This is a genomic window from Burkholderia sp. Bp8986, assembly GCF_003854225.1.
In the GTDB taxonomy this organism is placed as follows: Bacteria; Pseudomonadota; Gammaproteobacteria; order Burkholderiales; family Burkholderiaceae; genus Burkholderia.
Map to the genome: position 1 here is coordinate 24,852 of NZ_QTQM01000039.1, position 19,289 is coordinate 44,140.

At 68.3% G+C, this 19,289-nt stretch carries 17 protein-coding genes; 5 read left to right on the forward strand and 12 right to left on the reverse strand.

Features of this window, described 5'->3' with window-relative positions:
• Nucleotides 1-1,137: 1,137 nt before the first annotated feature.
• Complete coding sequence (locus tag DID99_RS27670; protein ID WP_124523084.1) at nt 1,138-2,262, reverse strand: MBL fold metallo-hydrolase; 1,125 nt, start codon at nt 2,260-2,262, stop codon at nt 1,138-1,140.
• Nucleotides 2,263-2,346: 84 nt separating this feature from the next.
• On the opposite strand from DID99_RS27670, the gene DID99_RS27675 reads away from it, so the two are divergent.
• From DID99_RS27675 to DID99_RS27690, 4 genes are all read left to right on the forward strand, one after another.
• Nucleotides 2,347-2,997: a TetR/AcrR family transcriptional regulator gene (locus DID99_RS27675; protein ID WP_124523086.1), complete on the forward strand. Its 651-nt coding sequence runs from the start codon at nt 2,347-2,349 to the stop codon at nt 2,995-2,997.
• A gap of 193 nt (nt 2,998-3,190) precedes the next feature.
• Nucleotides 3,191-3,682 (forward strand): flavodoxin family protein, encoded by a 492-nt coding sequence (locus DID99_RS27680; RefSeq protein ID WP_044849164.1) that lies wholly within the window; start codon nt 3,191-3,193, stop codon nt 3,680-3,682.
• A gap of 652 nt (nt 3,683-4,334) precedes the next feature.
• Nucleotides 4,335-4,994, forward strand: a complete 660-nt coding sequence (locus DID99_RS27685; RefSeq protein ID WP_124667929.1) for a ProQ/FinO family protein — start codon at nt 4,335-4,337, stop codon at nt 4,992-4,994.
• Between the two features lie 782 nt (nt 4,995-5,776).
• A complete protein-coding gene (locus DID99_RS27690) occupies nt 5,777-6,838 on the forward strand; it encodes a DMT family transporter (RefSeq protein WP_124523088.1) in 1,062 nt (353 codons plus the stop codon).
• A gap of 125 nt (nt 6,839-6,963) precedes the next feature.
• Here the strand turns inward: DID99_RS27690 and DID99_RS27695 are convergent, their stop codons facing one another.
• The 10 genes from DID99_RS27695 to DID99_RS27740 form a co-directional block, all read right to left on the reverse strand.
• Nucleotides 6,964-7,329, reverse strand: coding sequence for a bleomycin resistance protein (locus DID99_RS27695; RefSeq protein ID WP_124571912.1), 366 nt, complete (start codon nt 7,327-7,329; stop codon nt 6,964-6,966).
• Nucleotides 7,330-7,447: 118 nt separating this feature from the next.
• The gene (locus tag DID99_RS27700) at nt 7,448-8,038 is read right to left on the reverse strand and encodes a nitrogen fixation protein NifQ (protein WP_124667914.1); all 591 of its coding nucleotides are present in this window, start codon (nt 8,036-8,038) and stop codon (nt 7,448-7,450) included.
• 85 nt (nt 8,039-8,123) lie between these two features.
• Nucleotides 8,124-8,549 carry a molybdopterin-binding protein gene (locus DID99_RS27705; protein WP_124489331.1) on the reverse strand — a complete coding sequence of 142 codons (426 nt, stop codon included), beginning with the start codon at nt 8,547-8,549 and terminating at the stop codon, nt 8,124-8,126.
• Between the two features lie 183 nt (nt 8,550-8,732).
• Nucleotides 8,733-10,232 carry an efflux transporter outer membrane subunit gene (locus tag DID99_RS27710; RefSeq protein ID WP_124571898.1) on the reverse strand — a complete coding sequence of 500 codons (1,500 nt, stop codon included), beginning with the start codon at nt 10,230-10,232 and terminating at the stop codon, nt 8,733-8,735.
• Complete coding sequence (locus DID99_RS27715; RefSeq protein ID WP_124646582.1) at nt 10,229-11,194, reverse strand: HlyD family secretion protein; 966 nt, start codon at nt 11,192-11,194, stop codon at nt 10,229-10,231. Before DID99_RS27715 ends, DID99_RS27710 begins: the two co-directional genes overlap by 4 nt.
• A 2-nt stretch (nt 11,195-11,196) precedes the next feature.
• Complete coding sequence (locus DID99_RS27720; RefSeq protein WP_044849171.1) at nt 11,197-11,409, reverse strand: DUF1656 domain-containing protein; 213 nt, start codon at nt 11,407-11,409, stop codon at nt 11,197-11,199.
• A 34-nt stretch (nt 11,410-11,443) separates the two neighbouring features.
• Complete coding sequence (locus DID99_RS27725) at nt 11,444-13,594, reverse strand: FUSC family protein (protein ID WP_124489328.1); 2,151 nt, start codon at nt 13,592-13,594, stop codon at nt 11,444-11,446.
• Nucleotides 13,591-14,070, reverse strand: coding sequence for a MarR family winged helix-turn-helix transcriptional regulator (locus DID99_RS27730; protein WP_124530012.1), 480 nt, complete (start codon nt 14,068-14,070; stop codon nt 13,591-13,593). Before DID99_RS27730 ends, DID99_RS27725 begins: the two co-directional genes overlap by 4 nt.
• Before the next feature lie 269 nt (nt 14,071-14,339).
• Nucleotides 14,340-16,049, reverse strand: a complete 1,710-nt coding sequence (locus tag DID99_RS27735) for a dihydroxyacetone kinase family protein (protein WP_124667915.1) — start codon at nt 16,047-16,049, stop codon at nt 14,340-14,342.
• Nucleotides 16,046-16,378 (reverse strand): hypothetical protein, encoded by a 333-nt coding sequence (locus DID99_RS27740; RefSeq protein WP_124523100.1) that lies wholly within the window; start codon nt 16,376-16,378, stop codon nt 16,046-16,048. The genes DID99_RS27735 and DID99_RS27740 overlap by 4 nt, the downstream gene beginning before the upstream one ends.
• 24 nt (nt 16,379-16,402) lie before the next feature.
• On the opposite strand from DID99_RS27740, the gene DID99_RS27745 reads away from it, so the two are divergent.
• Nucleotides 16,403-17,611 (forward strand): collagen-like triple helix repeat-containing protein, encoded by a 1,209-nt coding sequence (locus DID99_RS27745; RefSeq protein WP_124523102.1) that lies wholly within the window; start codon nt 16,403-16,405, stop codon nt 17,609-17,611.
• 176 nt (nt 17,612-17,787) lie between these two features.
• Here DID99_RS27745 and DID99_RS27750 read toward each other — a convergent pair whose 3' ends face one another.
• Nucleotides 17,788-18,906 carry a sigma-54-dependent Fis family transcriptional regulator gene (locus DID99_RS27750; protein WP_124523104.1) on the reverse strand — a complete coding sequence of 373 codons (1,119 nt, stop codon included), beginning with the start codon at nt 18,904-18,906 and terminating at the stop codon, nt 17,788-17,790.
• Between the last annotated feature and the right edge of the window lie 383 nt (nt 18,907-19,289).

The following is a 19,289-nucleotide window of genomic DNA, read 5'->3' on the forward strand; positions in this document are numbered from 1 at the left end:
TCATGGATGGGGGAGCCGTTCGAGTCGCATGGTTGTCACGTGACAACCGCTGAGGTCTCGTGTCGGAATGACCTGCTTCATACCGATGCGGCGTCTTCATTGGGGAGCCAAATTAGCGAGTTGGAACGTGCGAGTGATATGTGCGAGCGAGCGGTACTGGCCGGGCGGCTCGGCCATCCTCTAGCATTCTTGTACTGTGCGGGCTCTCGATCTCCCCACGGCATGTCAGATGGGAACTTTGGCGGCCATGATATGGCCCCAATAAATTGACCCCTGTCTGCGCTCCCCTTGCCACGACGACGTGGCAAGGGGAGGGTTGATATTCGGAGCTTTGTTGCGTTGACGAGTGCTTCAATGGTGGCGGGTATCGACGTCGTTTCACGTATCCTGATCGCGCGACGGCTTTTGGGGCGAATTCATGCATGTCGACGAGGCGAGATGACGCGAATCGACAGGGTCGTGAAACATTTCTCTAAAACGGTTCGTCTCCGTAAACCCTTGTCTAGCAATCAGTTGCGCCACTTTCTTCATGTTGTTTCACGCGAACTGAACGTGATTGATGGGTAAAATGGGGGCGCATGGATCTCGAGCGTCCTATTGGGTTCAAGCGATGAAGAGCGAGGTCAAACCGTATCAATGAAAACGTGTTTTGTAGTTTTCAATACGTTTCGCTCTGCGAAGACAATCGACACGCCGTCGAGCTGCGACGTCGCGCCGAACAGACCCGGGATTCAAGAAATGCGACGCTCCTCTTCATCGCCAGTTGTCACGTGACAACGCGCTGTCCCGGCGGTGCCGGATTGCGAATCCACGGGGGTTGGGAGAAATCGAAGCGGGCGCCGGGCCGATGTTGAATTTACCGGGCGTCCAAAGACTGCGTCGAACTAATGCTGATTCTGTAGACAGCCTCGGATGAACGTCTCCGAGGGGCTTGGCCAATGTCTATCGCAGCGCATACGAAACGGGGATCTGCAGAAACTGCATCAAGATAAGGTGCATTGCCATCGTCGGGCCGGCCGTGTCTATCTGGATAGCGTGGAAGGTCAGATTTCCGGCCTCACCGACCATCAATCCCGTATCGCGACGAAAATTCATCGCCGCGACGTTTCCGCCCAGAAACCGTCGCGGCCATCGAACCTACTTCGTCGCTTGCGACGCGCAGGGTTGCCACCGGCGTGTCTTCGTTTCGGAAGTCTTTGCCGGCTCATCGACCGATCGCCACCACCGCTCGCCGCGATGCGGCTTATTCAGATCGAGTCGCTCGCCCATCCTGGGCGTTGATAGCTCGACGCCATGCACCATTGCCAGCGCGGTGACGCGTTCGAACGGCTCCTGCCAACGGTGCATCGCGAGATCGAACGTGCCATTGTGAATCGGCATCAGCGTGCGACCGCGCAGGTCGATATGCGCCTGCACGGTTTCTTCCGGCTGCATGTGCACGTAAGGCCATTGCGGGTCGTATGCGCCGGTCTCGATCAGCGTCACGTCGAAGGGCCCAAGACGCTCGCCGATTGTCCGGAAACCGTCGAAATAGCCGGTGTCGCCGCTGAAGAACACGCGCAGATCGTCGTCGACGACGACCCACGACGCCCACAGCGTGCTGTTGCCGTCAAACAGGCTGCGCCCGGAGAAGTGCTGCGCCGGTGTCGCGATCAGCGTCAGGCCGTCGACGTCGATGCTCTGCCACCAGTCGAGCTGCCGTACCTTCTGCGAGTCGATACCCCATTCGATCAGGCGGTCGCCGACGCCCAACGTCGTGACGAACACGCCGGTGGTGGCCGCAAGCGCGAGCACCGTGTCGCGGTCGAGGTGATCGTAGTGATCGTGAGACAGGATCACGCCGCGCAACGGCGGGAGGTCCTCGAGCGCAATCGGCGGCGCATGGAAGCGCTTGGGGCCGACGCGCCGGAACGGCGATGCACGCTCGGCAAACACGGGATCGGTCAGCCAGAACTCACCGCGCAGTTTCAACAATAACGTTGAATGCCCCAGCCGATACAGGCTGCGGTCGGGGGCCGCGTCGAGTTGCTCGCGGGTCAGTGAATCGATGGGCAATGCGCCTGTCGGAACCGTGTTGCGCGGCTTGTTGACCAGCATGTTCCATGCGATACCCAGCGTCTTGCCGAAGCCTTCGACCGGTCGCGGTGCGACGTTGCTGAAGCGTTCGCCGTTGTGCTGCGGCGACTCGCCGGACAGCGTGCGGCCACGCCTGGCGGCGGCGAAACCCAGTACGCGATGAAGAAAAACGAGAGGCGAAGCCATGTCGATTCGTCCGGAAATAAAAGTACACCGAGCAGTGTAGTTTATCCCTGGGAAAAGTAAACTCGGCGGTGTAAAATTTTTTGTATGGATACGAGCACTTCTCCTCAGCGCCTGACCGACCGAAAGCGTGCGGCAATACTCGCCGCGGCGATCGAGGAATTTCTCGCGGCCGGCTATGACGCAACCAGCATGGATCGCATTGCCGCGCGCGCCGACGTGTCGAAGCGCACCGTCTACAACCACTTCCCGGGCAAGGAAGCATTGTTCGCGGCGATCCTGCATCAGCTGTGGGACGCGACGCTTACCGCCGGCGCGCCGGCTTACTGCGCCGACGTGCCGTTGCGCGATCAACTGCTCGCGCTGCTGGGCCGCAAATTGCGGTTGCTGAACGACGAAGCGTTTCTCGCACTCGCACGCGTCGCGATCGGTGCGGCCATCCACTCGCCGGAACGCGCGCGCGACATGGTCGAACGCATGGGCGAGCGCGAAGAAGACGTGACGGTCTGGATTCGCGCGGCCGCGGCGGCCGGCCGGCTCACGGTGACCGATCCGGTATTCGCCGCGCATCAGCTGCACGGAATCGTAAAAGCGTTCGCGTTCTGGCCGCAGGTGACGATGGGCCAGCCGCCGCTCGGTGTGCGGGAGCAGAAGAAGGTCGCGGAAACGGCCGCCGACATGTTTCTTGCGTACTACGCGCATGCGGACCGCGCCGATGCGAGTGCCGGGCAGGACTGACCGCACATCGTGCGAAGCGCGGAGTGGAACAGGCGCGTCGATATACTCGATGTGCGCTGCGTCTGCCGCCTCGAAGAATCTGCCATTCGACAGCGGAAGAACGCAGGCCCGGGCACACACGTCGACGTAGTCCGTTTGAGCCGTACCGACGTGTGCGGCGGACGCATTTGAAACCGAACGCGAGCGAACCCCGATGAAGACGCTGTTGATCGTCTATCACACGATGACCGGAGGCACGCAGCAGATGGCCGAGGCGGCCGCGGATGCCGCGCGTCAGCAACCCGGCGTCGACGTCAGGTTGCAGCGTGCGGATGCGACGAGCGCGGATGACGTGCTCGCCGCCGACGCCTACCTCTTCGCGACGCCGGAAAATCTCGCCGCGATGTCCGGGCTGATGAAGGATTTCTTCGATCGCTGCTATTACGCGGCACTCGATCGGGTGAACGGCCGTCCGTATGCGGCGATGATCTGCGCAGGCAGCGACGGACAGAACGCGCTGCGCCAGATCGACCGGATCGCGACCGGATGGCGGCTCAGGAATGTGGCGCCGGGCCTGATCGTCTGCACCCATGCGCAGACACCGGAGCGCATCCTCGCGCCGAAGACGATCGGCAGCGAGGATCTCGCGCGCTGCGCGGAGATCGGCGCGGGTCTTGCCGCAGGGCTTGCTCTCGGCGTGTTCTGATTGGCGACGATCGAGCCGGCCGCCGCGAAGCCGCAACTGCGCGCAACGACCGGAGCGCGACGCCTCGTGTGCCGCATTCGATGACCGCGAGTGCTAGCGATGCGCACGATTCGCGGGACACCACTCCAGCGAACCGCATTGCCGTTCGCGGCAGCGACACCCAGCGACACCAGCGACACCCAGCGATACCAAGCGACACCAAGCGACACCAAGCGACACCAAGCGACACCAACAGCTTGTCGATGCCCCGGTCAACCTTTGCCGATACTGGCGGCCGATGATGTTCGGGCCACCGGCTTTTCACGTGAAGCGCACTGAAGCGAGAAAGTGCGGAAAGCGACACTACGTAACGCGTGTGTCGATACCTGTCGAAAACACCGCCATAATGCGCGTCACGACTGCGCGGACGCCTTGCCTGCCACCCGGATCCGTCAAATCCGAACCGGTGAGTCAACCGACTGCCGCGCGTACCGGTATACTTCCACTCCTGCCTTTGTCCGGCATCGTGGCCGGGTGCCTGAAACAGTGGTGGTGGCGATGCGGCCCCGCAATGATCCGCATCGGTGGCAGTCGAGCCGCAGGCGATGCGGCGAACGCCGATGTGCGGAATGGCCGCACGAACCACACCTTATATTCCTGGTGGATTGAATTTATGGGTTTTGAACAACTTGCCGAATTGCGGGCGCAGCTCGCAGCCAAGGCCAAGCAGGAGCGCAACGCGAAGCGACCGGCTACGCAACCGGACGCAGGCGCGAAGCCGAAGTCCGGCGATCGGCCCGCTCGTGGGGCCAAATCGGGTGCCGGGGCCAAAGCGCCGTCCGGCGCGAAGCCCGCTTCGGCGAAGCCGTCGACGCCGATCGATCCGGTCATCGTCGCAATCGGCAAACTGCAGCGCCGGTTCCCGCGCGCGTTCCCGAAGAATCCGGCTCCCAAGGTGCCGCTGAAGGTCGGTATCTGGGACGATCTCGCCCGCGAGGCGCAAGCCGTCGGCCTGAGCGAAGCCGAGCTGCGCGAGGCAATGTCCACGTGGTGCCGCGGCAATCGTTACTGGTCGTGTCTCGTCGAAGACGCGGTGCGGGTCGATCTGCAAGGTAACGAAGCCGGACGTGTGACGCATGACGACGCCGCGCGTGCGCGCCGGCTGAAGTCGCGTCGTCCGGGCAACAAGGGCGGCGCACAAGCAGCGAAGGGCGCACCGCAGCAGCCGAAGGCCGATGCACAGGCCGACGCCGCCGCGCCGCAGCCGGCAGCCGTGGAAGCACCGGCCGACGCAGCACCGCAGGCCGAGCAGCAAACGGCCGCGAGCGAGTAACACGCGATGCGTCGCCGCGCGATATGCGCGGTGACGCGCCGGCCTTCACCGCGCATATCGCGCATCACAGACGGACCGACCTGTCCTTGTCCGGGCGGGTCGGGACTGCCACCGCTGGCCGTACAGCCAGTCAGCCTTGCCCGATCAGCATCGAACTGCCAATCGAACCGACGACGAAAGCACGTCGGCGGACGCGGCTTGCGAAACGTGTCGCTTACGTCGGGCGCGCGGCGATCAGGCATCGGGGAGTGTCGGCGCGCATCATGAATGCACGGTGCCGTCCCATCCGGAGAACGATGCACAGGCGGGCGTCCCGCACGACTGCGTATCCGCGCTTGCGCGCAGACGATCGACGCATGCGCCATCGAGTGAGTGACCAACGCACATCCGCTTGCGTTCAATCATGATAATTCGTGTTCCTAATGTAATCGGATCGGCGATGAAATCCGGATTCGCACCCACGCGAATATGTCTCACGGGAACTGTTGTCAGGCGTGAAGTGCGGCCGTATTCGAGAGACGGACGTTGAGATGTCCGGATGCGCCGCCGCGGCCGGCCGCTCGTCAGTTGGCGACCCGCAACACAAACGCGATAATCTCCCCGGCACGAATCGTCGGGCCGGCCTGCGTTGCCGCCCGCGCATGACGCGACAGGTACCTGAAAGCCTGCGCAATTCGTCCGACATTCCCCGACATTGAAAGGCACCGGCAAACCGCAAGCGCCACCGCATCGCACGCAACCTGCCGATTCCATACGCCCAACGCCAACGCCAAGACCGCATCATGAACCCGAGACATTCCGCGATTCTCGTCGCGCTCACCGCCGCCGCGCTGTTCGGCGCCGCGACGCCGCTCGCCAAGGCACTGATCGGCGCGATGTCGCCGTTCATGGTCGCGGGCCTGTTCTATCTCGGCAGCGGCATCGGCCTGGGCGTCGGGATCCTGCTGCGCGGGTTGCGCCGCCGCCGCGCGCCGGCCGAGGACGCAGCGCCGCTGCAGCGCGCGGACCTGCCGTGGCTCGCCGGCGCGATCGCGGCCGGCGGCGTCGCGGGTCCGGCGCTGCTGATGCTCGGGCTGTCGAGCACGCCGGCCGCCACGAGTGCGCTGCTGCTCAATCTCGAAGGCGTGCTGACGGCGGTCATCGCGTGGGTCGTGTTTCGCGAGAACGTGGATCTCCAGGTGTTTCTCGGCATGGTTGCGATCGTCGCGGGCGGCACGCTGCTGTCGTGGGTGCCGGGGCGCGCCGGCGTGCCGGTCGGCGCGCTGCTGATTGCCGGCGCATGCCTGTGCTGGGCGATCGACAACAACCTGACCCGCAAGGTCGCCGCGAACGATGCGATGGTCATCGCGTGCGTGAAAGGCCTGGTCGCCGGGCCCGTGAACATCGGCATCGCGCTCGCGACGGGTGCGTCGCTGCCCGCCGTTCCGGCCACGGCCGCCGCGATGCTGGCCGGCCTCGGCGGCTACGGGATCAGTCTCGTGTTGTTCGTCGTCGCGCTGCGCCATCTCGGCAGTGCACGCACGGGCGCGTATTTTTCGGTGGCGCCGCTGTTCGGCGTCGTGCTGTCGTTGCTGATCTGGCCGGCGCTGCCGTCGGTCACGTTCTGGATCGCGGCCGCGCTGATGGCGCTCGGCATCTGGCTGCATGTGCGCGAACGGCACGAACACGAGCATGCGCATGAGCGGCTCGAGCATACGCACCGGCATCGGCACGACGAACATCATCAGCACGCGCACGACTTTCCGTACGACGGCGATGAGCCGCACACGCATCCGCACGTGCATCTGCCGATCACGCACAGTCACGCGCATTTCCCGGACATTCACCACCGCCATCGACACTGATCGCGCGGCACGGGCGCACGACCCGCGCTGTATGCCACGCGCATCGCAAGGTAACCGTTTATGGGGCCGTCGTTCGTGTCCGCTGCACGGCTTCGGCGTCGATCGATGAGGCGAACCGTAGCGAGTCAGTCGTCCGTCTGAATCAACCGGATCAACGACCCGTCCGGGTCGATCAGCGCGCCGACGGTGCCGCCCCATGCCTCGCGTTTCGGCCGATGCACGCGCGGCCAGCCGGTCGTTTGCTCGGGAATACCGGCGGCGAGCACTTCGTCGAAAAACGCACCGACGTCGGCGAGCCGGAAGCAGCAGCTGAACCAGCTCGTGGCCGGATCGAGACCGGGATGCAAAAAGAATTCCAGCAGCAGGTCGCCGCGCCGCAGGATCATCCAGCCGTCGTCGCGCCAGGTTTCGACGAAGCCGAGCTTCGCGTAGAAAAGCGACGTAACTTCGAAATCGCGCGACGGCAGATTGGGACTCGCAAAGTCGGTCAAGGCGGTTCCTCCAGTGGGCGCAGCGATCGAACGAACGCGCGGGAAAAACGTGCGGACGGATGTCGCGCATGGTCGGTCAACGATGCGCACCGGCAAGCCGCGCAAGCCGCCGCCGCGACTATCGTCCGGCGGGAAAGCAGAATCCGAAATCCTCGCAGCCCGGGCATCCGGGGGCGGGCCCGGGCGGCAGGCCGAGCGATGCGGCCGCTTCCTGCGCGAGGAATTTCTTCCAGCGCAGGTTCGCGACATTGCGTGCGGCGAGCGCGGGAAAATAGCGGTCGAGCAGCGCGGACACCGCGGCGCGTCCGTCGAGGCCGAGATCGCGCCACAGGTGATCGGGGCGCAGGCACGCATGCGCGATGATGGTAGCGACGCAGTCGGCATCGTCGCGTGCGACGGCGCAATGCGCATCCTGCATCAATCGCGCGTGCAGTGTCGCGACGAACTGCGCGTGCGCGGTCGGCAGCGGCGCGATGGCGGCCGCCGACACGAGCGCGGCGGCATCGTCCGAACCCAGGTGCGGGAACTGGCGAGCAAGCAGGCCGCTCAACCGCGCGGGAGACAGACCGAGCAGCGCGAGCTCGTTGCGGCATGCGCGTGCCGCGACGAGCGTGCCGAACAGACGTGCATCCGGAGAATCGGCGTCGGTCGCCCCGGCCAGCAGCGATTGCAATATGCGCTCATGCGCGTGCTCGAGCATGGACGTCATCGTGTGCGCCCGCGCGCCGGTCGAGCGTCGCACGCCGCGTGCGGGCGCGGCGCACGATGGATCGTCGGTGCGGTCGACAGGGCGCTCACTCGACTCCGACGATCACGCTCGACGCCTTGAAGATGGCGGACGCGGCCTTGCCGCTCGCGAGGCCGAGACGATCGACGCTGTCGTTGGTGACGATCGCGACGATCTCGGCGCCGCCCGCCGCCTTGATCACGACTTCAGAATTGACCGCGCCTTTCGCGATCGACGACACGGTGCCCGAGACGCAGTTGCGGGCCGACACCTTGCTGCTGTCGACGTCGACCATCACGATCACCGACGATGCCTTGACGAGCGCAAACGCCTTCGTGCCGGCCGCGAGGCCCAGCGATGCGACGCTGCCATGCGTGATCACCGCGACGATGTCGAGGCCGTCCTGGGTACGCAGCGTGATTTCGTCGTTGACCGCACCGGGCTTGACGGCGCCGATCTGGCCGGCGAATTGATTACGGGCGCTGGTTCGCATGATGACTCTCCGGGAAATGGGCGGCCCGACGGGCGGCCGGCGAATGACGGAAACTGCGGACGAGTTTACCGGCAATGCAGGCGACGCGCGACGTCGGCATCGACATACCGGACATGCGAAATCGCGCACGATGGCGCGGGACGGCAGACGTGTCGTGCACGCCGGCTGCCGCCCCGCGCGCGCTTACTTTGCGGCGGCCGGCGCAGCAGCCGGCGTACCCGCTGCCGAAGTCCGCTGCGCCGCAGCGGGCGCAGCATCGCCTTCCCATCCGCCGCCGAGGGCGAGGAACAGCTTGACCTGATCGGCGGCGACCTGGCCCTCGGCCGCGGCGACCTGTGCGCGCACGCTCGTCAGCGTGCGCGTCGCATCGAGATCGGAGATGAACGACTCGCGGCCGGCCGTATAAAGCCGGTGCGTTTCGTCAGCGGAACTGCGCGCCGATTCGTAGGCCGTGCGCAGCGCATCGGTGCGCTGCACGTCGGCAGCATAGGTCGCGAGGCTCGACTGCGTTTCGCGCAGCGCGTTCAGCACGACGCCGTCGAAATGCGCGAGCGCGCCACCGGTCGCGGCTTCGGCCTCGCGCACGCGCGCGCGCTGGCCGTTGACCGGGAACGACCAGCTGATCAGTGGTCCGAACGACCAGCGATTGGTGGTGGACGAGAACAGGTCGGCGGCGACGCCGACCGAGCCGGCCGACGCACCGATGCTGACCGACGGATACAGCGCGGCCGTAGCGACGCCGATCCGCGCGGTCGCGGCGGCGAGCTGGCGCTCGGCCTCGCGCACGTCGGGGCGGCGGCGCAGCAGCGCGGCGCCGTCGCCGATCGGAATCGGCTGGCGCAGCTTCGGCAGCCGCTCGCATTCGGCGACAGCCTTCGGCAGGTCGGCCGGCGAACGCGCGAGCAGCGCGGCGAGCTGGTACTGCGCGATCTTGCGGCGGCCTTCGAAACGCGGGATGTCGGCCGCGAGCGTGCGCACCTGCGTGACGCCGCGCGTGACGTCGGTCTGGTTGCCGCGCCCCGCGTCGCGCAGCCGCTGCGACAGCTTCACGCGCTGCTGCTGCAGCGCGAGCGACTGCTTCGCGATCGCGAGCTCGTCGCCGGCGGAGCACGATTCGACGTAGGCGCGCACGACGTCCGCGACTACCGTGATGCGCGCGAGGTCGGCGGCCGCCTGCACGGCTTCGCTGTCCGCGCGCGCGGCCTCGACGCCGCGCCGCAGCTTGCCGAACAGGTCGAGCTCGTACGACACGCTGATGCCGACCGCGCCCTCGTTCACGACCGGCAGCTTGTTTTCGAGCAGATACTGTTCGGCCGATTCCTGCGCGCGCTGCACGGCGGCTTCCGCGCGGCCGGAAAAGCCGCCCTGTTCGTTCGCGACTTCCAGCGCCGCGCGCGAACGCGCAAGGTTGGCTGCGGCGACGCGCAGGTCGGTGTTCGATTTCAGCGCGCTGCGCACGAGTTCGTCGAGCACGCGGTCGTCGTACAGCTGCCACCAGTTGCCGGGCACCGGGTCACGCGACACGAGCGTGCCGTTCGCGTCGTCGAGCGCATGGTTCGCGAGCGGCGCATTCACGTACGCCTGCTGCGGCAGCCTGTAGTCGGGGCCGACGGATTTGCACGCGCCGAGTGCGAGCGCGAGCGGCGCGAGTGCCGCCGCGAGGCGCAGGCCGTGCCGCTTCATTGCGAGGCTCCCGTCGCGCTTGCGCCCGCGGGTGCCGAAGCCGTCGCCGGCGCGGCAGCGCCGGCAGCCAGCTTCGCCTTGTCGTCACGACGCGCATCGGGCGAGCGCATCGCGACGGTCGCGGTGCGCCCTGCGATCATCCGGAAGTCGTCGGGCACCTCGTCGAGCACGACGCGCACCGGCACGCGCTGTGCGAGCCGCACCCAGCTGAATGCCGGGTTCACGTTCGGCAGCAGGTTCGCGCCCTGCGTGCGGTCGCGATCCTCGATCGCGGCGACGATGCTCTGCACGTGGCCGCGCAGCGGCCGCGGCTCGCCCATCACGACGATGTCGACCGGCTGGCCGATATGGATGCCGCGCAGCTTGGTTTCCTCGAAGTAGCCGTCGACGCGGAACGAATTGCGGTCGACGACCGACAGCACCGCGCGGCCGGCCGGCACATATTCGCCGACGCGCGGCGCGCGATCGTTCAGGTAGCCGTCGACGGGACTCACGATCGTCGTGCGCTGCAGGTTCAGCTTCGCTGTGTCGAGCGACACCTGCGCGTCGGCGACGGCGGCTTCGCCCTGCTCGACGCGCGTGCGGCTTTCCTCGACCTGTTCGCTGGCGACCAGGTTGCCGAGCTGCTGGTTGCGCGCATATTCGCGCTTCGCCTGGGCGAGAGTCGCGCGGCGCTGCGCGAGCGTCGCTTCGGCCAGCCGTTGCGCGAGCGCGTAGCGGGCCTGGTCGATCACGAACAGCACCTGGCCGCGCTTCACCTCCTGGTTGTCGGCGACCTGCACCGCGGTGATGAGCCCCGCCACGTCGGGTGCGACCTGGATCACGTCGGCGCGCACGTGGCCGTCGCGTGTCCACGGCGAGAACATGTAGTAGTTGATGATCCGCCACAGCACGAGGGCGGCCACGACGACGACGATCAGGGTGAGCAGGATCTGCCCTGCCGAGAGCCAGGTTTTTTTCACGGTTAGCTAGCCACGAGATGGTGAGACACGATGACGACCGCGGCAAGCACGAACACGTAGATGCCGAGGTCGAAGATCGAACGGTGCCAGACGAGGCGGTAAAAGCCGACGCGTTCGAGCAGCGCGCGCACGACGATGTTGATCAGGTAGGCGATCAGCATCAGCACGAGCGGAGCCGGCACGAATACGCCGAAGATGTCGATTTCGCCGATCATGGTCGCGGTCGGAAAGACGGGTTGGAAAGCGGGATCATGCGCGTGCTCCGTCCGGTGCGGCTTGCGGCGGCTGCGCGGATGCGGCCGGGTACAGCGACAGGCGCAGGCCGACGAGCGCGTGCAGCGTATCGCGCAGCCGGCGGTGCGTCGCGGGCGTGACCGGCGCCGCGGGCGCGCCGGGCGTCGTGCCGCCGTCCGCCGGCGCGACGGAAGTGCCGGGCAGGTTGCGCCCGGCCACGCGCTGCAGCGCGTCGTCGATCGATGCGAGCAGCGCGGGCGGTGCAGGCTGGCGCGCATTCGCGGCCGCGCAGCGCGTGTAGTGATCGTTGACGCCGGCGAGCACGCGGTCGATCGCATCGGGCACGTCGCCCGTCAGCTTGCGGCGCGAGCGGCGCAGGTCGAGCGCGTTCAGCGCGATGCGCAGGTCGCGGAAGCTCTCGATCGACGGATGGCGGTGGTCGTCCGACGCGCCGAGGCGCGGCAGCAACTGCGTGACGCGATCGAGCATGCGCGACGCATGGTTGCGCTGGTCGTCGAGCGGCTGCGTCGACGCGGAGCGCGCGACGTCCTCCCAGCCCGAGCGCAGCAGGCGCCGCACCGCGAGTTCCGCGCCGAACGGCCGCGTCGCGCGCGTCCATACGTACGCGAACAGCAGCCCGGCGACACCCGCGAGGTTGCTGTTCAGGAACACGAAGAAGTCGGCGTCGTATGCGCTCTGGATGCTGATGAAGGTGGCGGTGTTCACCGCGACGAGCATCGTCACCATGTTGAATTGCGGGCGCGGCAGCAGCGTGCCGATCAGGATGAACGGCCCCGCGAACATCAGCACGAGCATCGGGAAGTCGTGCACGTGCGGCAGCACGACGAACAGGTACAGCCCGGCGAACACGACGCTCGCGGCCGTCGACAGGAAGAACTTGAACACCAGCGGCGCCGGTTCGTCGAGCGCGGCGAAGAAGCTGCACGACACGGCCACGAGCGTGACGGCCGCGGCACCGTCGTGCCAGCCGGACGAGATCCACAGCGAGCACGCGAACACGATCGCGAGCACGACGGTCAGCGTCGAGAACAGCATCATCCCGCGATCGAAGAAGCGTTCGGTGCCGCCGAGCCGCCAGTGCCGGTAGCGCGGCTGCCAGACGCCCGACTCGTTCGCGATCAGCGCGCGCAGCGAGCGGCAGTCCTGCCAGATGTCGATGACCTGGCGCAGCCGCCACAGCGCGTTCGACAGCAGCGCGCCGTCCCAGCTCGCCAGCGCGCCGTCGGCCGGCTGCAGCGCGGCGATGCGTTCGCGCAGGTCGTCCGCGACCGGGTCGTGCGCCATGTCGCCGTCGCTGCCGGCCTTCACGGCCGGCAACGGCGCGTCGAACCACTTCGCCGCGTCGGCGAGCAGCGCGTCGAGCGCCGGCGGCCGCACGTGCAGGTCGCGCATCAGCGCGATCAGCGGATCGGCGAGCGACGACATCAGCGGCAGGAACAGCTGCATCCGGCCGGCGAGTGCCTGCGCGCGGGCGAGCACGCGCGGGTGCGCATGGTCGTAGCTCAGCTGGCTCAGCAGGAATTCGAGGCCGGTGATGGTCGCGGCGAGGCGTTGCCGGCACGCGGACAGCGCCTTGCCCGCGATATGCCCGGACAACGTCTCGCGGCCGTAGAATGCGGCGTCCTTGAACCATGCGTCGGTGCGCTCGATCAGCGTCGGCGCGAGCCGGTTCGGGAACACGGCGCTGCCGACCACGCTCGCGCACACGATGCCGAGCACGATTTCCTCGGTCCGCGCGATCGCGACGTCGAAGATCGTCGACGGATCGGTCACCGTCGGCAGCGCGACTAGCGGCATCGTGTAGCCGGCCAGCATGAACACGTAGCTACGCGCGGTGCGGTCGGAGATCGCGAGATAGAGCAGCGTGCCGCACCATGTCGCGACGATGACGCTGAACAGGAACGGCGTCTCGACGAACGGCGGCACGAACAGGATCGCGGCGGCCGCGCCGAGCGCGGTGCCGAGCGCGCGATAAAGCGCCTTCGAGCGCGTCGCGCCGACGAACGGGTTCGACACGATGTAGACGCTCGCCATCGCCCAGTAAGGGCGCGGCAGCTGGAAATACAGGCCGAGGTACAGCGCCAGCATCGACGCGGCGAACGTCTTGCCCGAGAACAGCCAGTCGCGAAGGCTCGGATAGGTCATGACGCGGAGTCGGCGGGGTGGGACGGACGCGACGCCGGATGCTGCGCATCGGCCGCGTTGAACGCGTTCAGCACGCGCAGCGTGGCTTCGAGATCGGCGCGCGTGACGCCCTTGAGCACCTGGGCGCGCAACACGCGCAGGTCTTCTTCCATCTTCGCGGTGACCGCGCGGCCGGCGGCCGTCAGCGAGATCGTCTTCGCGCGGCGGTCGTGCGGATCCTCGTCGCGGCGTGCGAGGCCGGCCGCGCACAGCTGGTCGAGCAGGCGCACGAGCGACGGCCCCTCGATGCCGACGTGTTCGGCGAGCGTACCCTGGCGCACGCCTTCGCCGAGGCGGCCGGCGATCAGCAGCGGCGTCGCGCAGGCTTCGGATACGTTGTACGCGGTCAGCACGCCGTCGCTCGTGCGGCGCCACTTGCGCGCGGTGAGCACCAGCAGGCTGCTGACGGCGAGGCGGAGGTCGTGCAGATTGGTCATGGGCGAGATGATAGGAGCAAAAACATTCGATAGCAAACTATCGGTTTTGTCACCCGGGTGTCATGCCGCATGCCGGGGCGCCGACCTGCAATGCGCAATTCGGGCGTCCGGCCGAGAGCGGGTCAACCTGTAAGGTCGCAAGCGCGCGGTGCGCCGTGATGCCGCGCGGCAACCCGATGGATCGCCCGGATCGCGCCGTCTGGTCCGACCGGGAGATCGCGCCCGGCGAACGCCGGCTCGCGAGGCCGACGCGTCGCCCGGATCCCCGTCTACCGCACGTACGGCAGCAACGCGCGCAGCCAGTACGCGACCGCCGCCGCGCCGCCGTCCGGCGTGCCGATCGCGCGTTCGCCGAGATAGCTCGCCCGTCCCGCACGCGGTGTCATGCCGGCCGTCTGCTGCGCGCCGCGTTCCGCGGCGTCCACCGCGGCCGCCCATGCGCTCGCGGGGTCGCGGTCATGGTCGAGTGCGTGGTCGAATGCATCGGCGGCGGGCAGCAGCGCGTCGAGCATCGTCCGGTCGCCGGCGCGTGCGCCGCCCAGTTCGGCGATTGCATCGGCTGCGCTGCGCAACGCCGCGGCCCAGTCGCGTGCCGACGGCTCGGCGGTATCGGCCGCCGCGGCGAGGCGCCGCGACGCGCGCAGCAGCGCGGTCGCGTAGAACGGTCCCGAACTGCCGGCGATCGCGCGGCGCAATGCGGCGCCGAGCGCCGCGAGCGTGCCGGCCGGCGAGCCGTGCGCGGCGTCCGGCAACGCGAGGATCGCCTGCGCGGCGCGCCGCATGCTCGCGCCGAGATCGCCGTCGCCGGCGGCCGTGTCGAGTTCCGTCAGGGTCGCCTCGTGGTCGATCAACACCTGCGCGACCGCACGCAGCGCAGGCTGCAGCCGGGCGGCCCACGCATGACCGGCCGCATCGAGCGGCGGCAGCGGCTCGTCGTGCGCGGCGGCTGCGGCCACGCGAATCTGCGCGTTGACGGCGCCGCCGCCGGGCCATGCGAGCGCCTGCGTCGGCGCGTCGAGCAGGGCGATCCGCTCGTCGTTCAAGCGCAGCAGCGAGATCGAGCAGCCGGGCATGTCCAGCGCGGACAGGAACGTGCCGGCCCATGCGCGCGCGACGCTGATACCGCGCCGGCTCAGGTTGTCGTACGCGGCGCGCAGCACGATCGCCAGTTCCATGTCCGGGGTCGCGCCGAGACCGTTGACGAACAATGCGACGCGTTCGCCGCGATCGAGCACGAGGTCGGTGACGATGCTCGACAGCAGCGTCTCGACGAGCGCGTCGGCCGGCATCGGCGCGGTGCGTTCGACGCCTTTCTCGCCATGGATGCCGAGGCCGAGCTCGATCTCGTGTTCGGCGAGGCTGAACCCCGACTTGTCGGCGCCGGGGATCGTGCAGCCGTCGAGCGCGACGCCCATCGTGCCGAGGTCGGCGGCCGCGTCGCGTGCGATCGCCGCGACGCGGACAAGCGGCAGCCCGCGCGCGGCAGCCGCGCCGGCCAGCTTGTGGATCAGCACGGTGCCGGCGATCCCGCGCCGCTGCCCGCGCTCGACGCGGCCGCGCAGCGACACGTCGTCGGCAACGATCACCGTCTCCACCGGAATGCCGTCGGCGCGCGCGAGTTCGGCGGCCAGCCCGAAATTGAGGCGGTCGCCGGTGTAGTTCTTCACGACGAGCAGCGCGCCGTTCGGGCCGGCGCTCGCGCGGATCGCGGCGAGCACGGCTTCGGTCGGCGGCGACGTGAACACTTCGCCGCAAACGGCCGCGCTCAGCATCCCTTCGCCGACGTAGCCGCCGTGCGCGGGCTCGTGACCGCTGCCGCCGCCGGACAGGATCGCGACGGGGCGCCGCGACGGCTCGGGCAGCGGCTGGCGGACGAGCACCTGCTCGTCGCCGAGGATCGCGACATGCGGCGACTGCCGCGCGATGCCTTCGAGCATTTCGCGCACGACGTCGGACGGGTGGTTCACGAGCTTTTTCATGGCGACGGTTTCCTGACGATGGGGCGCAGCCCGGCGGCACGCGTGCGGTGCCGCCGGGGCTGCGTACTGTGGATGGTAGGCGGTGAATGGCAGGCGGCGCGCGCCGAATGCAATGCGCCGCGCTTAGCGTTACGTAACATCGAAGCATTCGTAGCACGAATGTAACGATACCAGCGCCGCTCATGGGCATGAAACGCATCGATCGCGATCGCGTGCAGGCGCTTGTCCGGGCCCGCGGGCGCCGGCACGGCGGCGGGAATGCCCGTGCGCTCGCACCAATGGCATGGAAAATGCTGTTTCTTCCTCCGGTCCTCAATCGAACCTTCCATCGCCCGGACCGCGAGGAGACCACCATGTATCGCACCCGCATTGTCACGTCCGCGGCGTTGCTCGCCGCCGCCGGCGTGCTGGCCGCCTGCGGCGGCAACGACGTCGCCGCGCCGTCGAGCGCCGCCGCGAGCACCAGTGGCGCAACCATCGCGGGCGACGCGCCCGGCAGCAACACGCCGGACGGAGGCTGGGGCACCAGCGGCGCCCCCGGCACGCGCGGCGTCGTGAGTACCGCCGGCGCGCTCGCGGTCGGCGTCGGCTCGACCGTCAGCGCGGCGTCGTTGCCGGTACTCGGCAACGCCGTGACGCGCAGCGCAGGCGACACGATCTCGAGCGTCAGCACGATTTCGCGCGCCGCGACCAATGCGCTCAGCGACGGGCTCGGCAGGATCGGCTCGACGTCCGATCCGGTCGGCACGACGGTTGCCGGCCTCGGCGACGTGGTCGGCGCAACGGCGAATCCGGTCGCGGGCCTCGCGCAGACCGTCCGCGCGCTCGGCTCGGGGCCGCTGGCGCCGCTCGCGCCGGTGACCACCCCCGTCGGCGCGGCGCTCGACACCGTGGCCGGCGGCCTCGGCACGGCGGGCAAGACGGTCGGCGCGACGCTGGCGTCGGGCGCCGTGCAGCAGGTCACGCAGCCGCTCAGCTCGGCCGTCACGCCGCTCGTCATCACGGCCGGCCAGGCGACGCAGCAGATCGGCGCGACCACGGGCCTCGGGCAGCCGGTGGCCGGCCTGCTCGGGCAGGTCGGCGGCGTGCTGGCGACGACAGGGGGGCGGATGGGCTCCGTTTCGTCGCAACCGGCGGTCGGGGCGGTGGGCGAAGTCGTCGGCGCGCTCGGCAATACCGTCACGAACGCAGGTGGACTCGTGAACGCCAACGGCCCGAACGGCGTCGCGCCGATTCCCGGCCTGATCGTGAGTCTCGCGGGCGCTTCCATCACCACCGTGCAGAACGGTCCGTCGAACGGCGCGCCGGGCGGTTCGAGCGCGTCCGGCCCGCTCGGCGGCTTGCTGTCGGGGGCCGGCTCGACGCCGCTCGGGTCGCTGACCGGTGCGCTCGGCAGCGCGGCCGGTGCCGGCGCGGCGAGTCCGCTTGCTCCGGTGACCAATCTCGTGTCGACGGTCACCGGTGTGGTCGATAGTGGCGCGGGCGGCGCCGGTGCCGCGGCGAATCCGCTCGCGCCCGTGACGTCGTTGCTCGGCGGTGTGACGGGCGGCGTCGGGAAATAGCGGCGCACCGCGCGGCGAGCGGCCGGACGACGCGCGGCTCGCCGCTGCGGGAACGCGCGCCGCATCGCCTTCGCCGAGCCACGCCGTCGACGATGCGCGACGATGCGCGACGCGCCGACGCGGCCGTCACCCGCAGCACCTGACGCGCGGCGCCGCGTGCCGCCGCGCGATCGCGCCTACTTGGCTGCCGCGATCGCCTTCGCGCGAATCAAGCGCGCGCGCAGCACATTGCGGCTGATGCCGAGCAGGCGCGCGGCCTGGATCTGGTTGCGGTGACTGAAGTCGAACGCGACCCGCATCACGGTGTCCTCGATATACTCGAACAGGTTCTCGTGCGCCTCGTCGAACAGCGCGCACAGCGCCAGCTCGAGCGCTTCCCGGGCAGGCACCCGGCTCGCCGCTTCCCCCGCGGCCGTGACCGGCACGCACGACGATGCCAGGTTCAGGTCGGTGTCCTGCAGTGCATCGTGACGGCTCACCAGCAGCGCGTGATGCATCACGTTCTCCAATTCGCGGATATTGCCGGGCCACGAATGCGCTTCGAGGCGGCGTGCCGCGCGCGGATCGATGCTGCGCGGCCCGTGGCCGAGGCGGCCGCGGTATGCGTCGAAGAAGTGGCGCGCGAGCGGCAGGATGTCGCCGGGCCGTTCGCGCAGCGATGGCACGTCGAGCCGCACGACGTTGAGCCGGTAGAACAGGTCGCCGCGAAACCGTCCGTCCGCCACCGCCTGCTGCAGGTCGACGTTGGTCGCGGCCACCACGCGCACGTCGATCGGGATGCTCGTGCGCGAGCCGAGCCGCACGACCTCGCGTTCCTGCAATACACGCAGCAGCTTGACCTGCATCGACAGCGGCAGGTCGCCGATCTCGTCGAGAAACAGCGTGCCGCCGTTCGCGGCCTCGAACCAGCCCGGCTTCGTGCCGGCCGCGCCCGTGAATGCACCTTTCTCGTGACCGAACAGTTCGCTGTCGACGAGCGTGTCGGAGAGCGCGCCGCAATTCACGGCGACGAACGGCCCGCCGCCGCGATGGCTGACATCGTGCACGTGGCGCGCGATCAGCTCCTTGCCGGTGCCGGTTTCGCCGACGATCAGCACGTTCGCGTCGCTCGGCGCGACGCACCGCACGCGCTCGAGTAGCGCGAGCGAACGTGGATCGACGAAGACGTGCGTACGTGGGCGGGCCGGTGCGTGGTGCGCCGGACGGGCGGGAGCGGGCGCGCTATGCGATTCGTCCGGCTGCGCGGTGACGACACGAAGATTGACCGGACGTGGCGTGGCAAACAGTGAAGTCATGGCGATGAAGGCGTAAGTCGATCGAACGGGCCGGACCCGCGCCGACGGGCGCCGCGGTCCGGTTGCTGCCCAGTCAGCAGAGTGTTCAGTGTTTTGCGCCGCACGGGAAACATCGATTTCTGATAACGAAAGCGGGATTGCTGCGCAGGATGCAACGGCGCGGGAACGTGCTGCCGGGACAGCGGATTCGACGGTATCGCGCTCGACGCGATGCGCGCCGCGCGTCGCAATCGGATGGCTGGAGCGCGCGACACTGCTGATTGAGCAGCAGTGCATCAGCACGGCTGTTTCCGCGGGTTCATCGCCGTGCGGAATATCGATGTGACGTGATTTCCGGAGCGCTTGCCACGATCGGTCATATGGCTGCGGAAGCCATGCCAGGC

Bases quoted from the DNA above. Each gene is read 5' to 3' on its own strand.
- DID99_RS27670 (WP_124523084.1), bottom strand. From the start codon at position 2,262: ATGGCTTCGCCTCTCGTTTTTCTTCATCGCGTACTGGGTTTCGCCGCC.
- DID99_RS27675 (WP_124523086.1), top strand. From the start codon at position 2,347: ATGGATACGAGCACTTCTCCTCAGCGCCTGACCGACCGAAAGCGTGCG.
- DID99_RS27680 (WP_044849164.1), top strand. From the start codon at position 3,191: ATGAAGACGCTGTTGATCGTCTATCACACGATGACCGGAGGCACGCAG.
- DID99_RS27685 (WP_124667929.1), top strand. From the start codon at position 4,335: ATGGGTTTTGAACAACTTGCCGAATTGCGGGCGCAGCTCGCAGCCAAG.
- DID99_RS27690 (WP_124523088.1), top strand. From the start codon at position 5,777: ATGAACCCGAGACATTCCGCGATTCTCGTCGCGCTCACCGCCGCCGCG.
- DID99_RS27700 (WP_124667914.1), bottom strand. From the start codon at position 8,038: ATGACGTCCATGCTCGAGCACGCGCATGAGCGCATATTGCAATCGCTG.
- DID99_RS27705 (WP_124489331.1), bottom strand. From the start codon at position 8,549: ATGCGAACCAGCGCCCGTAATCAATTCGCCGGCCAGATCGGCGCCGTC.
- DID99_RS27710 (WP_124571898.1), bottom strand. From the start codon at position 10,232: ATGAAGCGGCACGGCCTGCGCCTCGCGGCGGCACTCGCGCCGCTCGCG.
- DID99_RS27720 (WP_044849171.1), bottom strand. From the start codon at position 11,409: ATGATCGGCGAAATCGACATCTTCGGCGTATTCGTGCCGGCTCCGCTC.
- DID99_RS27725 (WP_124489328.1), bottom strand. From the start codon at position 13,594: ATGACCTATCCGAGCCTTCGCGACTGGCTGTTCTCGGGCAAGACGTTC.
- DID99_RS27730 (WP_124530012.1), bottom strand. From the start codon at position 14,070: ATGACCAATCTGCACGACCTCCGCCTCGCCGTCAGCAGCCTGCTGGTG.
- DID99_RS27735 (WP_124667915.1), bottom strand. From the start codon at position 16,049: ATGAAAAAGCTCGTGAACCACCCGTCCGACGTCGTGCGCGAAATGCTC.
- DID99_RS27740 (WP_124523100.1), bottom strand. From the start codon at position 16,378: ATGGAAGGTTCGATTGAGGACCGGAGGAAGAAACAGCATTTTCCATGC.
- DID99_RS27745 (WP_124523102.1), top strand. From the start codon at position 16,403: ATGTATCGCACCCGCATTGTCACGTCCGCGGCGTTGCTCGCCGCCGCC.
- DID99_RS27750 (WP_124523104.1), bottom strand. From the start codon at position 18,906: ATGACTTCACTGTTTGCCACGCCACGTCCGGTCAATCTTCGTGTCGTC.